This is a genomic window from Plantactinospora solaniradicis (assembly GCF_042658085.1).
GTDB classification, from domain to species: Bacteria; Actinomycetota; Actinomycetes; order Mycobacteriales; family Micromonosporaceae; genus Plantactinospora; species Plantactinospora solaniradicis.
Window position 1 is genome coordinate 314,134 of the sequence record NZ_JBHSPR010000060.1, and the last position, 12,634, is coordinate 326,767.

Genomic DNA, 12,634 nt, shown 5'->3' on the forward strand with positions numbered 1-12,634 from the left:
GGTGTAAGGAAGGGCCCCTTCTTATCGCTTTCTGTATAAGAAGGGCCCCTTCCTAACCGCGAACCCTTCCCGCGAATGCCCACGAGGTGGGCGGGGTTGGGGTGTCCGTACAGGGGATCCGGTGCCGCCGGTAGCGTTCCGGGACATGACGGTCGTGCATCCGATCACCCGGGCCTGGATCACCACGGGCGGCACCGGCGCGCAGAACTACGACGAGTTCGCCGACGACGCCGAGATCACCGAGATCATCCGGTCCAATCCGCACAGCGCACTCGCGATCGAGATGCCGCACCGGGCGCCGGAGAGCGTCGGGCGGTCCTTCGCGGAGTCGCTGACCGACGCCGTCGCCCGGCTGGCACAGGCCCGGGACGACGGTAGCTACACCCCGGCCGAGCAGGTGGTGGTGCTGTACCGGATAACCGCGGCGGACGACGAGCCCGGCTACGGCCTGTTCGCCATGGTCGACACCGACCAGATCTCGACCAGCGCCGACGAGCCCGGCCTGGTGATCCGGAACGAAGAGGTCTTCATCGCGAAGGTGCGGGAGCGGGTGGCGCTGGCCGAGGCGACCGGTCACCTGCTCTCGCCCGTGCTGCTGCTCCAGACGGGCAACCGGGCCGCCGGCGACCGGGATCCGGCCGAGGCCCTGCACCTGGCCCTCGCCGAGGCCACCGACGCGGCCGGGGCACCCGCCGCGACGGACACCGACCAGGCGGGGCGGACCCACGCGATCTGGCTGGTCGGGCCGGGCCGCCGCCAGGACGAACTGCTGGCGTTGGCCGGCGCCGGAGAGCTGGTCGTCGCGGACGGCAACCATCGGAGCCTGGCCGCGCAGATCGGCGGGCTACCCCGTTTCCTCGCGGTGATCACCACACCCGCGTCGGTGGCGATCCAGCCGTACAACCGGCTGGTCAGCGAGCTGACCAGCACTCCGGACGAGCTGATCGCCCGGTTGCGTGGCGCGGGCGCGCGGGTCGAGCCGGTGACCGGCCCGGCGGCGGTGCCCGACTCCGGCGGAACGATCGTCCTGTACGCCGCCGGCACGACGTACGCGGTCACGCTGCCGTCAGGTACCGGGGACGGGGTGGACAACCTGGACCACGCCCTCGTCGAGCGGGTCCTGCTCAGGGAGGCGCTCGGTCTCGATCCCGGGGACAAGCGGATCACCTACGTCGGCGGCGATTACCCGGCGGCCTGGCTGGTCGGCGAGGTCGACGCGGGCCGGGCGGAGCTGGCGATCCTGATCGCCCCGGTGACGGTGCGGGACTTCGTCGCGGTCAACCTGGCCCGGCAGAAGATGCCCCGGAAGAGCACCTGGTTCACCCCGAAGGCCCGGGGTGGCCTCGTCCTGGCCGAGCTGGGCCGCGACGGCTGAGCGGCCGCTGGGCGATCGAGCGGCCGCTGGGCGGCCCAGATGGTTGGCTTCACGGCGGTCCGGGCTGTGATCTGTCCGGCTGCCGCCGCGCCTGCCGGCGGGGCGGCGCGGCGGGCTGGAAGACTGCGCGGTATGCGCGTCTATCTGGGATCCGACCACGCCGGTTACGAACTGAAGGTGCATCTGGCCAACCACCTGGCCAAGCAGGGCTACGACCTGGTGGACGTCGGGCCCTTCCTGTTCGACCCGGACGATGACTACCCGGTGTTCTGCCTGCACAGCGGCGCCCGCGTGGTGGCCGACCCCGGCAGCCTCGGGGTGGTCATCGGCGGGTCCGGTAACGGCGAGCAGATCGCCGCGAACAAGGTCACCGGAGTACGGGCGGCGCTCGCCTGGAACGTGGAGACCGCGCAGCTCGCCCGGCAGCACAACGACGCGAACGTGGTGGCGGTGGGCGCCCGGCAGCACACCCTGGACGAGGCGGCCGCGATCGTGGAGGCGTTCCTCACCACGCCGTTCTCCGGCAACGAGCGGCACGCACGCCGGATCGCCCAGGTCGCCGAGTACGAGCGGGCAGGGGTGCTGCCGGCGCTGCCGACCAGCCCGTAGCCGGGGACACCCGACGTCCGCCGCGGGTGGCGGGGCGGCGGTCAGCGCCCGTTGCGCGGAAGGTCCTCCCGGGGCACCCAGTTGCGGCGGACCAGGACCAGCCGCTCGGCCGCCTCGGCGAGGTCGGCGTCCGTCGGCCGGGCCGCGTCCCGGGCCCGCATCGCCGCGGAGACGTTCACCTGTGAGGCGCCCGAGCCGATCAGGCCGCGCAGTCCGCGTTCCGCGTCCCGGTCGTCGTTCACCGGTCCCGGGCCGGCACCCGGCTCGGGACCGCGGCGTCCCTCGCCGGCCGGTCCACCGGCACCGCTCGAGGGTTCGTGCCGCAGTCGGCGCCGTCGACGCTCCGGATCACCCATGAACCGACACTACCGCCCGGCGGCCCGGCGGTCGCCGCTCAGAACACTCCCAGCCCGCTGGGCGCCCGGTGCCAGCCGAACGCGGCGGAGACCCGGGGCAGCACGCCGGGCCGGATCTCCCGGACCCGTCCGGCCGCGACCAGTGTGCCGAGGGAGGGCCCGCCGAGGTAGGCGGCGGCGAGATCGCGTACGTCACACGCCAGCTCGGCCGGCGCGTCGGTGCGGGTACACCGGGCGGTGCCGGACGCGGCGGTCAGCCGCCACCGGCCCGCGTTCTCCGGCAGCAGCGGGTCGGTGACGTCGAGCACCACGTCGACCCCGGCGGCGTAACTCCGGGCGGCCAGGGCGGCCGGCAGGTCGACGATCCGGACCCAGAGCCCGTGGTTCAACCCGGCGCCGAGCTGACGCGGCTCGTCGACCAGGTACTGCAACGGCTCGTCGATGGCGGCGTGGTGGAAGCTGACGCTCCGGGTCAGGTCGATGGAGAGCAGGAACCGCCACAGCGCCTGGTACGCCGCGGGATCGTCGGTCACCACCTCGTCGACCATCACCTGGCCGCGCGGCCCACGGACGTCCCACTCGGCGCGGCTGCGCCAGAGCGCGTACCCGGTGGGTCCGCCCGGCGTGTCGGTGATCACTACCCCTCCCGTGGGTCCGAACCGGCGGGAGGGGTAGTCGGTCAGCACGTACCGCCACCAGGGCTCGGTCCGGTCGGACCAGCCGGGGCGGCCGACGCGGACCCGTTCGTAGAGCGGGGCGAGCACGGCCTGGAGGTGGAGTGGATCGCCCATCCGGAACGTGATGGCCGATCCCGCACCGTCGGACGGGTCCGCCGGGGCGGGCTCGACCAGCCGCAGCGCGGCGGTGTCGACGTGCAGCGACAACTGCTGGGTCGCCTGGCCGTAGCCGAACCGGGGGTAGATCGGGCCCTCGCTGGCCCAGAGCACCGCGATCGGCTCCCGCCCGGCGGCCCGGACGTCCCGCAACTGCTGCCGCATCAGCCGGGTCAGCAGCCCTCGGCGCCGATGGGTGGGCGCCACCCCCACGTCCGTGACGTGCGCGGCCGGCAGCGTGGCGCCGGGCACGGTCAGTCCCCGCGTGTACACCCCCGCGTGGGCCACCACGGTCTCGCCGGACCGGACCACCAGCGACCGTCCCGGTTCGGCGATGCCGGCATGGACCTCCGCCAGCGTGCTGTCCGGTTCGTTGTGGAAGAGGGTCCGCATCAGCGAGCCGATGGCGTCCAGGTCCGCGGGAGTGGCGGTCTCGATCGGTGACTCTGTGTCGAGCATCGTCTCTGTCTAGTCCACCGGGTGCTGATTCCGCGAGCTGTTTACGGGCTGGCTACCCTCGAAAGCGGGACGGGGTTCGCGCCCGAGCCGATGGGGAGGACCAGATGTCAGACCAGACGCAACCGTGGGCCGAGCGGACCGTCGAGATGCCGCCGGAGGGTCTCCGTCCGGAAGGCTTCCGGCGTGGGGTCGCACCGGTGGGCGCGCCCAGGCCGGGCGCCGGATCGCCGCCGGTGACGCCGCACGAGCCGACCGGCACGGGGTGGCCGGCGGTGGAGGAGGAGCCGCACCGGCTGCCCCCGGGTTACCACTGGCGGCAGCTGCGTCGCGGGATGCACTGGAGCATGATCGGCGGCCTGTTCGCCTTCGTCTGCTGGGGGATCTGGGCCATCTCGGGACGTGGCGACCTGACCAGTCCGGTCGTCACCTTCGTGCTGACCCTCTTCGTCGCGGTCGGTCTCTTCGCGCTGGCCCGGCTGGTCGGGCGGGTGTTCTGGGAGCGGCAGCTCGGCCGGATCCGGCGTACGGCCCGGGGTGCCCACCTGGTGACCGCCGTGTTCCTGGTCGGTGTCGGGGTGGCCTACCTGCGCCAGACGGAGTGGGTCGTGGACCTGTGGAACTGGGTCGCCGGGCTGTGAGTCCGACGATCCGGGACAGGTGTTGATCGAAGCGATAAATCACAATTTGGTCACTCGATAGTTACTGCGCGCCTGTCGTTCGATTACCCGACGCTACTATTCGGTCTCCGCCCCTCCTCTGGAGGTTGCCGACGGTGACCCTGCTCAGCGTGATAGTTCCGGTCTACCAGGTGGAGAAGTACCTGGCCGACTGCCTGGACTCGATCCTCAACCAGTCCATGTACGACATCCAACTGGTCGCGGTGGACGACGCCTCGACCGACGGCTCCGCCCGGATCCTCTCCCGGTACGCGGAGCGGGACTCCCGGGTCGTGGTGGTGACCCTGGAGCACAACCAGGGGCTGGGTGCGGCCCGCAACGCCGGGCTCGCCCACGCGACCGGACGGTACGTGTGGTTTGTGGACAGCGACGACTGGCTGCCCGAGGGGGCGCTGCCGGCGGTGGCCGACCGGCTGGCCCGGACCGGGCCGGATCTGCTGGTCACCGCGTACACCCGGCACTACCCGAACGGTGCGGTCCGGCACCACTCGTTGTCCCAGGTCGGTGCCGGGCGGCCGGTGCCGGACACCTTCACGCTGCGGGAGCGCCCGGCGCTGCTGTCGGTGCTGCACATCACCTGCAACAAGGTGATCCGGCGACAGTTCCTGACCGAGTCGGGACTGACCTTCGGCTCCGGCTGGTACGAGGACGTCTCGTTCACCTTCCCGTTGATGCTCGCCGCCGAGCGGATCAGCCTGCTGGACCGCTGCTGTTACGCGTACCGGCAGCGGACCGGCGGGGCGATCACCTCGACGGTCAGCGAGCGTCACTTCGAGGTGTTCGGGCACTGGGACCGGGTACTGGCTCGGCTGGAGGCCGATCCGGCGGTGCCGGCCGAACTGCGTCACCTGATCTTCCAGCGGATGATCTGGCACCTGCTACAGGTCCTCGGCCATCCCCGGCGGGTGCCGCCGGGCCGGCGCCGGAAGTTCTTCGCCGAGATCGTCACCCGCTACCGCGCACATCTGCCGTCCGGTGGATACCGGCCGCCCGGCGGCGCGCTCGGGCTCAAGCACCGGCTCGTCGGTCGCGGGGGCTACGGACTGTTCGCCGCGCTCCGGGTCGCCCGCCGGGCCCACATCGGCATGGTCGCCCGGATCCGACACCCGACCACCATGCCGGTTCGTGCCGGTGCCGGTGCCGGTGCCGGTCCGTCCCCGGCACCCGTGCCCGGAACCCGTGCCGAGGCGTCGCCCGGCGAGTTGACCGAGGCGTCGCCCGGCGAGTTGACCGACCGGGTGGGCTGACCGGTCCCCCCGGACCGGTCAGCCGTGTTCGCCGAGCGGACCGACCCGCCAGCCCCGGCTCAGGCACTCCTCCAGCAGGTGCGGCAGGGCGGCGAGGCTGGCCCGCCAGGCTCCGGGCGCGGAGGTGCAGTCGGAGTCGTGCAGGAGCACCGTCCCGCCACCGGCCAGACCGGTCCGCAGCGTGTCGAGCACGGACGAGCGGGTCGCCGAACGGGTCCAGTCCCGGCCCCAGCAGGTCCAGAGCACCGGCGTCAGGTCCAGTCGGCGGGCGGCCATCAGCGACGCGGTGCTGAACACGCCGTACGGTGGCCGGAAGAACCGGGGCGTCCGGCCGGTCACCGCCCCGATCAGCTCGCGGGTCCGGGCCAGGTCGCGGTAGGTCGCGTGTGGGCCGCGGAGGAGCAGGTTCTGGTGTGCCCAGCCGTGTACCGCCACCTCGTGGCCGGCGGCGGCCAGGTCCAGGCCGAGTTCCGGTGCCCGAGCGAGCATGGAGCCGAGCACGAAGAACGTCGCGCGGGTCCGGTGTGCGGCCAGGGCTTCGACGAAGAGTGGGGTCGAGGTCGGGTCGGGACCGTCGTCGAAGGTCAGCGCGACGTGGCCCGGGGCGCCCCGGCCGCTCAGCCGGGGAAAGAACCGGAGCCGTACGCCGGGCAGCACGGTCAGGGCCGGCACGACCTGGGCGGCCAGCGCGGCACCGACCGTTGTCGCCGGTACCGCGCGTGACCGCACCCGTTCCTCCACCCGCCTCACCATCGCCGGCCGGGTACCCGCGACAGCCGCCTTCACCCTCACCCGGACGGGTGGAGTGGGAGGGTTGGGAGTTCGTTTCCGGATCCGCGCGGCCCGCTCCGGACCGTCCGACGTTTGCCGCGCCGGATTCCGGGTAGCCGGGCGGGCCGGCTCGGGCCCGGAGCCTGCCTGGTGTGCGGGCCGGGGCCGGGTGGCCAGGATGGACAGAGGAGACGACAGATGCGTGCCCGACCTGCGCCAGGGGTGGCGGTGATCACCGGGGCGAGCGCGGGGGTGGGCCGGGCCACGGCACGTCTGCTGGCCCGACGGGGAATGCGACTGGCCCTGCTGGCCCGGGGAGGAATCGGTCTGCGTGCCGCCGCCGAGGACGTGCGAGCCAACGGGGGTGTCGCGCTGCCGATCGAGACCGACGTGGCGGACTATCACCAGGTCGAGGAGGCGGCCGACCGGGTCACGCGCGAACTCGGACCGATCGACCTCTGGGTGAACGACGCTTTCGCGTCGGTGTTCGCGCCGTTTCCGGAGATCGGCCCGGAGGAGTTTCGCCGGGTGACGGAGGTCTGCTATCTCGGTTACGTGTACGGCACCCGGGCCGCGCTTCGTCGGATGGTGCCCCGAGGGTCCGGCACCATCGTGCAGGTGGGATCCGCGCTGGCGTACCGATCGATTCCGCTACAGTCCGCTTATTGTGGCGCGAAACACGCGATCGTCGGCTTCACCGAGTCGCTGCGCTGTGAACTTCTGCACGATCGCAGCCCGGTACGCGTGACCATGGTGCACCTGCCGGCGGTGAACACTCCGCAGTTCGACTGGGTGCTGTCCCGGCTGCGTAACCGGGCCCGGCCGGTGCCGCCGATCTATCAGCCGGAGGTCGCCGCCCGGGCCATCGTGTACGCGGCCGACCGGCCACGGCGCCGGGAGTACTGGGTCGGGGCGTCCACCGTGGGCACCATCCTCGCCAACCGGTGCGTACCCGGTCTGCTCGATCGCTACCTGGCCCGTTCGGGTTACTCGGCTCAGCAGACCGACCAGCCGGCCGATCCGCACCGGCCGAGCAACCTGTGGCACCCGGTCGACGACGGCGGCGGGGCGGACCCGGGAGCACACGGCTCGTTCGACCCACGGTCCCGGGCTCGCAGTCCCCAACTGTGGTTGTCGCAGCACCGGAGTCTGCTCGTCGCCGGGCTGGCCGCCGCCGCGACCGTCGGCGTGGTACTCGGCACCGCCGTCCGCCGCCGACGGTAGTCGACTCCGTCGTCCCGGTCGCCGACCCGCGGCGCCGTATCCGCCCCGACCCGTCCCTCGAAACCACTCTGACCTGCGGGTTTGTCGCAGATGGCCGGCAATCGTCGACCAGTCAAACTGGACATTTCCCAGGTGGGTCGGCGGCACCTCGCCTACGCGCCCGGTAAATAGCCGACAGCATCTTGTTAATGACCCCGACCCAAAGGATGTTCTTCGATGCATCCGACGCGCCGTGATTACTGATAGTCGTTGTCTGGCAACACATTTGCCGACAATCGGGTATTGCCATTCCGGAAGTGAAACCAGGTATGCTGTCTGCCGTTCATAGCCGCCGGACACCACGTGGTGCCGGCGCTGATCGCCGCCTAATCGCCACCCGGCGAACCGGGGACCCATGCACGTGGGGTGAATCCGCGCGAGCGGTAGGGACCACTTCCATCCCGAACCCGTCAGCTAACCCGGTCGGCGGCCGACGGAAGGGATACATGTGAGGGCACCCCTACGCCGATCGCTGGCGACTGCCCTGGCACTGCTCACCGCCGGAGCACTGATCGTGGTTCCGTCGGTGGCGTCGGCGGCACCGGCCGCACCGAAGCCGGCGGGTCCGAAGGAGGACGTCGACTCGCCGATCCTCGGTGACGTACTCGCCACCACCGGTAAGCGGTACGCGGAGGCCAAGGCCGCGGTCAAGAAGTCCAAGCAGCGGCAGGCGGAACTCGCCGAAGACCTCAAGCGGGCAGAGGACAGGTTGGAAGCGCTCGCTCCGGAGGCGAGCAAGATCGCCGCCGAGTCGTACCGCAGCGGCAAGCTCAGTGCCGTGTCGATGCTGCTGAACAGCGCCTCGTCCGACTCGTTCATCGACCGGGCCGCCGCGCTGGACGAGCTGAACCTGTTCAACAACCAGAAGCTCCGGGCCCTGAACCAGGCGCGCGAGCAGGTCAGCCAGACCAAGGCGGCGGTCGACGCCGAGGTTGCCAAGCAGGCCGCGCAGGAACAGATCATCAAGAAGCAGCAGAAGGAGGCGGAGAAGGCGCTCGCGCTGGTCGGCGGCAGGTCGCGCCCCGACCGGGGCCTCGTGGACGCCAAGTCGCCGGTCGCCCGGCCCGGGCCGGGCATGGCGGACGGCTTCCCGGGGGAGGGGTGCACCAGGGACGATCCGACCACCAACGGATGCGTCACGCCCCGGACCCTGCACGCGTACAACGAGGTTCGGCGGGCGGGCTTCAAGAGGTTCGTCGGTTGCCACCGCGACGGTGGTCCGTTCGAGCATCCCAAGGGTCGGGCCTGCGACTGGTCGTTGAAGAGCTCCGGCTTCAGCCGGGCCGCGAACGACGACCAGATGAAGTACGGCAACGACCTCACCGCCTTCCTGGTCCGCAACGCCGATCGACTGGGGATCCTGTACGTGATCTGGTACAGGGAGATCTGGTTCCCGGCCACTGGCTGGAAGTCCTACAGCGGTCCGAGTGACCACACCGACCACGTGCACATGTCGATGCTGTAAGGGAATCGCGCGCGACACCCCGTACGAACGGAACCGCCCCGCCACCCACTCCGGGTGACGGGGCGGTTCCGTTGTGACATCCACTTTCAACTTGCATACATAGCGATGTCCGCATACGTTGTCTCCGGGACGGCGGGGGCCGGCCCCGGGGAACGGGGGATCAGGGGATGGGTGCCGGACACGCGCACGCAGGTCCGCAGACGTGGGCGGGGGAGCGGCACCGTCGACCGCTCTGGCTGGCCTTCGGAGTGCTGGCCCTCTACATGGTGGTGCAGGCCGTCGCCGCCTGGCTGACCGGCTCGCTCGCACTGCTCTCGGACGCCGGACACATGTTCACCGACGTCCTCGGCATCGGCATGGCGCTGGCGGCGATCACCGCCGCCGGCCGGGCGTCGGACGATCCGCAGCGCACCTTCGGGCTGTACCGCCTGGAGGTGCTCGCCGCGCTGGCGAACGCGGTGCTGCTCTCCGGGATGGCGATTTTCGTACTGGTGGAGTCCGTCCGCCGGTTGGACGACCCGCCCGAGGTGGCGGCCGGGCCGATGCTGGTCGTCGCCGTCGGCGGCCTGGCCGTGAACGTGGTGGCCTTCCTGCTGTTGCGCGGCGGGGCCAAGGAGAGCCTCAACCTGCGCGGTGCCTACCTGGAGGTGCTGGGTGACCTCCTCGGTTCGGTCGGCGTCATCATCGCCGCATCGGTCATCGCGACGACCGGATGGCGGTACGCGGACCCGATCGTCGCCGTCGTGGTCGGCCTGCTCATCCTGCCCCGGACCTGGAAGCTGGCGCTGGCCGCCGGCCGGGTGCTGGTGCAGGCCGCGCCGCCGCACGTCGAGGTCGCCCTGGTCCGGGAGCGGCTGGCCGGCCTCGACGGGGTGACCGAGGTGCACGACCTGCACGTCTGGACGCTCACGTCCGGGATGGACGTGGCGTCGGCACACCTGAACCTGATCGAGGGTGCCGACGTGGCGGCGGTGCTGGCGGCGGCTCGTCGACAGTTGCACGACGACTTCGGCATCGACCACGCCACCCTCCAGGTCGAACCGCCGAGCGCCGAACGACTCTGTCACGGAAGCTCGTGGTGACCCGCGCCGTCGGCGGCTGACTGGTTGATCGAGTTGTCCGGCCGTCGCCGACGAGTTGGGCGCCCGTGGTCCGTCAACTGGTTGTAGCGTGCACCTACTTGGTTGTATCGTGCAACCATGACCACCGACGACGCGCGGGCCATCCGGGACGCCGTCAGTTCCTTCGTCCGGGCATTCGGGCTGCACCGGCCCGAGCAGACCCCCTGCGGGCAGCAGATGACCGTCTCCGAGGCGCACGCCCTGACGGAGATCCAGCGCGATGGCGGGCTGCGCCAGGCCGAGCTGGCTCGTCGACTGCGGCTGGAGAAGAGCACGGTCAGCCGGCTCGTCGGGCAGCTCGTCGGCCGGGGCTGGGTGGGTCGCGCCGACGCCGCCGACGACGGCCGGAGAATCTGGCTCACCCTCACCGAGCAGGGCGTACGGGTGGCCGAACGGCTCGCCCAGGCCCGGGACGCCAGGTTCGCCGCACTGCTGGACCGCATTCCACCCGACGAGCGGCCGGCGATCCTGTCGGCCGTGCAGCGACTCGCGGAGGCCGCAGATGACCAGTGACGCGCAGTCGCGGCGCCCGTCGCCCGGCCGCGGGACCGTCCTCGCGGTGGTCGCGGCCGCGCTGGTCGTCGTCGCGCTGGTCGTCCTCCTCGACTTCCGGCGTGCCGGCGAAGCCCCCCCGGCCGACGCCGGGCGCCAGGCCGACGTCGCCGAACGGGGACGCGAGGTCATGCCGTTCGACCTCGAGCGCAGCACGCACCGGTTCAGCAAGACCGGCACCGGTGGACGGCAGACCGTGACCGTCGACGAACCGGTGGACCAGCGGCAGGTCGGGCTGGTCCGGGAACACCTCCGGGCGGAGGCGGAACGGTTCCGGCGGGGCGACTTCGCCGACCCGGCCCGGATCCACGGCGCGGAGATGCCCGGCCTGGCGGAGTTGAGGGCCGGCGCCGCCCGGATCCGGATCGACTACCGCGAGCTGCCCGACGGCGCCCAACTGGACTATCTGACGGCGGAACCCGCGCTGCTGAGTGCCCTGCACGCCTGGTTCGACGCCCAGGTCAGCGACCACGGACGGCACGCCGAGCACGGCGAGCCGACGACGCCGGTCGGTTGAGTCCCGGGCACGCGGATACCTGACCTCGGCGGGCCCCCGCTCGTGCTGCGGTGCGCCGACGGGTGTAGCGCGTCGTTCCCGGCTGCCGTGCGGGTCGAGCCCGCGTCAGGACACCGCACCCACCCCGGTCTCGTCGGCCGTGCCAGCCGGATGTCCGAGTGTCGTCGAGCGGTCCGTACTTGATGTTGTTACGAAACGGCCACGAAATGTTCCGCCTAGCAGAACCAACAGAGGGGGGCGTTGCTATGAGCGGAACCGAATTGTAGCGTCCGGCTAAGCGGCGAGCCGGCCCCACCTGGTGTCCCAGCGGATCCGGACGGGTCGGGCACGCACGCGACGACCCCAGAAGCCAAGGGAGTCCTCCGATGATCAGCCGGCCTCGTCGATCCCACGAAGGAACACCGCGATGCTCCGGGTGATCGGTGCCCGGCTGCTCCAGATGCTGGTCGTCGTCATCTGTGTGACGGCGCTCGGGTTCGGGCTCGTCAACATCCTCCAGGGCAACGTCGTCTACGCCATCCTCGGTGACTTCTACACCCCCGAGGCGGCCGCCGAACTGACCGCCCAGTTGCGACTGGACGATCCGCTCTACGTCCGGTACCTGGACTGGCTCGGCGCCGCGCTACGGGGCGACTTCGGCACCTCGGTGATCACCCACCAGAGCGTCAGCGAGGCGATCCGGCTGGCCCTGCCGCCGACCATCGAACTGCTGATCGGCGCGCAGCTCGTCGGCATCACACTGGCCCTGCTGACCACCGTGCTCTCGCTGCGGTTCCGCTGGGCGGACCGGTTCGTCACCGTCCTCGGGCTGATCGGCAACTCGGTGCCGGCGTTCGTGGTGGCGCTGATGCTGATCGTGGTGTTCGCGACCGGCCTCCGGATGGTCTCCTCGATCGGCTGGGTGGATCCCGCCACCGGGGGCTGGGGCGCCAACATCAAGGCGATGATCATCCCGTCGGTCGCGCTCGGGGTGTCGGTCTTTCCCGAGTACATGCGGGTGCTGCGCAGCGAGATCCACGAGCAGTTGGAGAGCGAGGAGTACGTCACCCTCGCCCGGATGAAGGGCCTGTCGAACACCCGGGTCCTGGTCCTGCACGTCGCCCGCAACTCGGTCGGCGGGCTGATCACGCTGATCGCGCTCACCACCGGGTTCCTGCTCTCCGGCGTGGTCATCGTCGAAGAGGTCTTCTCGATCCCGGGGATCGGCCGCCTGGTGCTCGGTGCCATCAACAACCGCGACGCGACGCTGCTGCAAGGCGCGATCGTGCTGATCGCGGTGGGCGTGGTGGTCGCGAACCTGGTCGGCGAACTGATCCAGATGCGGCTCGACCCACGGGTACGCCCCGGTGCGCGCCGCCGGGTCCGGGCCGGATGAACCGGCCCCGGGCA

Annotated in this window: 13 protein-coding genes and 1 riboswitch; of the genes, 10 read left to right on the forward strand and 3 right to left on the reverse strand. The window is 71.3% G+C overall.

Annotation, left to right across the window (positions count from 1 at the left end):
* Positions 1 to 145 precede the first annotated feature (145 nt).
* Together ACFP2T_RS41045 and ACFP2T_RS41050 are read left to right on the forward strand one after the other, a co-directional pair.
* Positions 146 to 1,375 carry a DUF1015 family protein gene (locus tag ACFP2T_RS41045; protein ID WP_377432141.1) on the forward strand — a complete coding sequence of 410 codons (1,230 nt, stop codon included), beginning with the start codon at positions 146 to 148 and terminating at the stop codon, positions 1,373 to 1,375.
* Positions 1,376 to 1,507: 132 nt separating this feature from the next.
* Entirely contained in the window at positions 1,508 to 1,984 is a 477-nt protein-coding gene (locus ACFP2T_RS41050) for a ribose-5-phosphate isomerase (RefSeq protein WP_377432142.1), read from the forward strand.
* Between the two features lie 41 nt (positions 1,985 to 2,025).
* On the opposite strand, the gene ACFP2T_RS41055 is transcribed toward ACFP2T_RS41050, so the two are convergent.
* Together ACFP2T_RS41055 and ACFP2T_RS41060 are read right to left on the reverse strand one after the other, a co-directional pair.
* Positions 2,026 to 2,340: a hypothetical protein gene (locus tag ACFP2T_RS41055; protein ID WP_377432144.1), complete on the reverse strand. Its 315-nt coding sequence runs from the start codon at positions 2,338 to 2,340 to the stop codon at positions 2,026 to 2,028.
* Positions 2,341 to 2,378: 38 nt separating this feature from the next.
* Positions 2,379 to 3,632, reverse strand: a complete 1,254-nt coding sequence (locus tag ACFP2T_RS41060; protein WP_377432145.1) for a GNAT family N-acetyltransferase — start codon at positions 3,630 to 3,632, stop codon at positions 2,379 to 2,381.
* Positions 3,633 to 3,736: 104 nt separating this feature from the next.
* On the opposite strand from ACFP2T_RS41060, the gene ACFP2T_RS41065 reads away from it, so the two are divergent.
* Both ACFP2T_RS41065 and ACFP2T_RS41070 read left to right on the forward strand, forming a co-directional pair.
* Positions 3,737 to 4,270, forward strand: coding sequence for a hypothetical protein (locus tag ACFP2T_RS41065; RefSeq protein ID WP_377432147.1), 534 nt, complete (start codon positions 3,737 to 3,739; stop codon positions 4,268 to 4,270).
* A gap of 134 nt (positions 4,271 to 4,404) precedes the next feature.
* The gene (locus ACFP2T_RS41070; protein ID WP_377432148.1) at positions 4,405 to 5,556 is read left to right on the forward strand and encodes a glycosyltransferase family 2 protein; all 1,152 of its coding nucleotides are present in this window, start codon (positions 4,405 to 4,407) and stop codon (positions 5,554 to 5,556) included.
* 18 nt (positions 5,557 to 5,574) lie between these two features.
* On the opposite strand, the gene ACFP2T_RS41075 is transcribed toward ACFP2T_RS41070, so the two are convergent.
* A complete protein-coding gene (locus tag ACFP2T_RS41075; RefSeq protein WP_377432149.1) occupies positions 5,575 to 6,309 on the reverse strand; it encodes a polysaccharide deacetylase family protein in 735 nt (244 codons plus the stop codon).
* Between the two features lie 216 nt (positions 6,310 to 6,525).
* Here ACFP2T_RS41075 and ACFP2T_RS41080 point away from each other — a divergent pair, with 216 nt between their 5' ends.
* The 6 genes from ACFP2T_RS41080 (at position 6,526) to ACFP2T_RS41105 (ending at position 12,620) form a co-directional block, all read left to right on the forward strand.
* Positions 6,526 to 7,551: an SDR family oxidoreductase gene (locus ACFP2T_RS41080; RefSeq protein ID WP_377432150.1), complete on the forward strand. Its 1,026-nt coding sequence runs from the start codon at positions 6,526 to 6,528 to the stop codon at positions 7,549 to 7,551.
* 352 nt (positions 7,552 to 7,903) lie between these two features.
* Positions 7,904 to 8,035, forward strand: a riboswitch (cyclic di-AMP (ydaO/yuaA leader).
* A 3-nt stretch (positions 8,036 to 8,038) separates the two neighbouring features.
* The gene (locus ACFP2T_RS41085; RefSeq protein ID WP_377432152.1) at positions 8,039 to 9,055 is read left to right on the forward strand and encodes a coiled-coil domain-containing protein; all 1,017 of its coding nucleotides are present in this window, start codon (positions 8,039 to 8,041) and stop codon (positions 9,053 to 9,055) included.
* Positions 9,056 to 9,222: 167 nt separating this feature from the next.
* Entirely contained in the window at positions 9,223 to 10,137 is a 915-nt protein-coding gene (locus tag ACFP2T_RS41090; protein WP_377432154.1) for a cation diffusion facilitator family transporter, read from the forward strand.
* Positions 10,138 to 10,254: 117 nt separating this feature from the next.
* Positions 10,255 to 10,689, forward strand: a complete 435-nt coding sequence (locus ACFP2T_RS41095; protein WP_377432155.1) for a MarR family winged helix-turn-helix transcriptional regulator — start codon at positions 10,255 to 10,257, stop codon at positions 10,687 to 10,689.
* Positions 10,679 to 11,245: a hypothetical protein gene (locus ACFP2T_RS41100; protein ID WP_377432157.1), complete on the forward strand. Its 567-nt coding sequence runs from the start codon at positions 10,679 to 10,681 to the stop codon at positions 11,243 to 11,245. Before ACFP2T_RS41095 ends, ACFP2T_RS41100 begins: the two co-directional genes overlap by 11 nt.
* 406 nt (positions 11,246 to 11,651) lie before the next feature.
* Positions 11,652 to 12,620, forward strand: coding sequence for an ABC transporter permease (locus ACFP2T_RS41105; RefSeq protein ID WP_377432159.1), 969 nt, complete (start codon positions 11,652 to 11,654; stop codon positions 12,618 to 12,620).
* Positions 12,621 to 12,634 lie beyond the last annotated feature (14 nt).

Bases quoted from the DNA above. Each gene is read 5' to 3' on its own strand.
- ACFP2T_RS41050 (WP_377432142.1), top strand. From the start codon at position 1,508: ATGCGCGTCTATCTGGGATCCGACCACGCCGGTTACGAACTGAAGGTG.
- ACFP2T_RS41075 (WP_377432149.1), bottom strand. From the start codon at position 6,309: ATGGTGAGGCGGGTGGAGGAACGGGTGCGGTCACGCGCGGTACCGGCG.
- ACFP2T_RS41100 (WP_377432157.1), top strand. From the start codon at position 10,679: ATGACCAGTGACGCGCAGTCGCGGCGCCCGTCGCCCGGCCGCGGGACC.
- ACFP2T_RS41055 (WP_377432144.1), bottom strand. From the start codon at position 2,340: ATGGGTGATCCGGAGCGTCGACGGCGCCGACTGCGGCACGAACCCTCG.
- ACFP2T_RS41105 (WP_377432159.1), top strand. From the start codon at position 11,652: ATGCTCCGGGTGATCGGTGCCCGGCTGCTCCAGATGCTGGTCGTCGTC.
- ACFP2T_RS41095 (WP_377432155.1), top strand. From the start codon at position 10,255: ATGACCACCGACGACGCGCGGGCCATCCGGGACGCCGTCAGTTCCTTC.
- ACFP2T_RS41090 (WP_377432154.1), top strand. From the start codon at position 9,223: ATGGGTGCCGGACACGCGCACGCAGGTCCGCAGACGTGGGCGGGGGAG.
- ACFP2T_RS41080 (WP_377432150.1), top strand. From the start codon at position 6,526: ATGCGTGCCCGACCTGCGCCAGGGGTGGCGGTGATCACCGGGGCGAGC.
- ACFP2T_RS41045 (WP_377432141.1), top strand. From the start codon at position 146: ATGACGGTCGTGCATCCGATCACCCGGGCCTGGATCACCACGGGCGGC.
- ACFP2T_RS41065 (WP_377432147.1), top strand. From the start codon at position 3,737: ATGTCAGACCAGACGCAACCGTGGGCCGAGCGGACCGTCGAGATGCCG.
- ACFP2T_RS41060 (WP_377432145.1), bottom strand. From the start codon at position 3,632: ATGCTCGACACAGAGTCACCGATCGAGACCGCCACTCCCGCGGACCTG.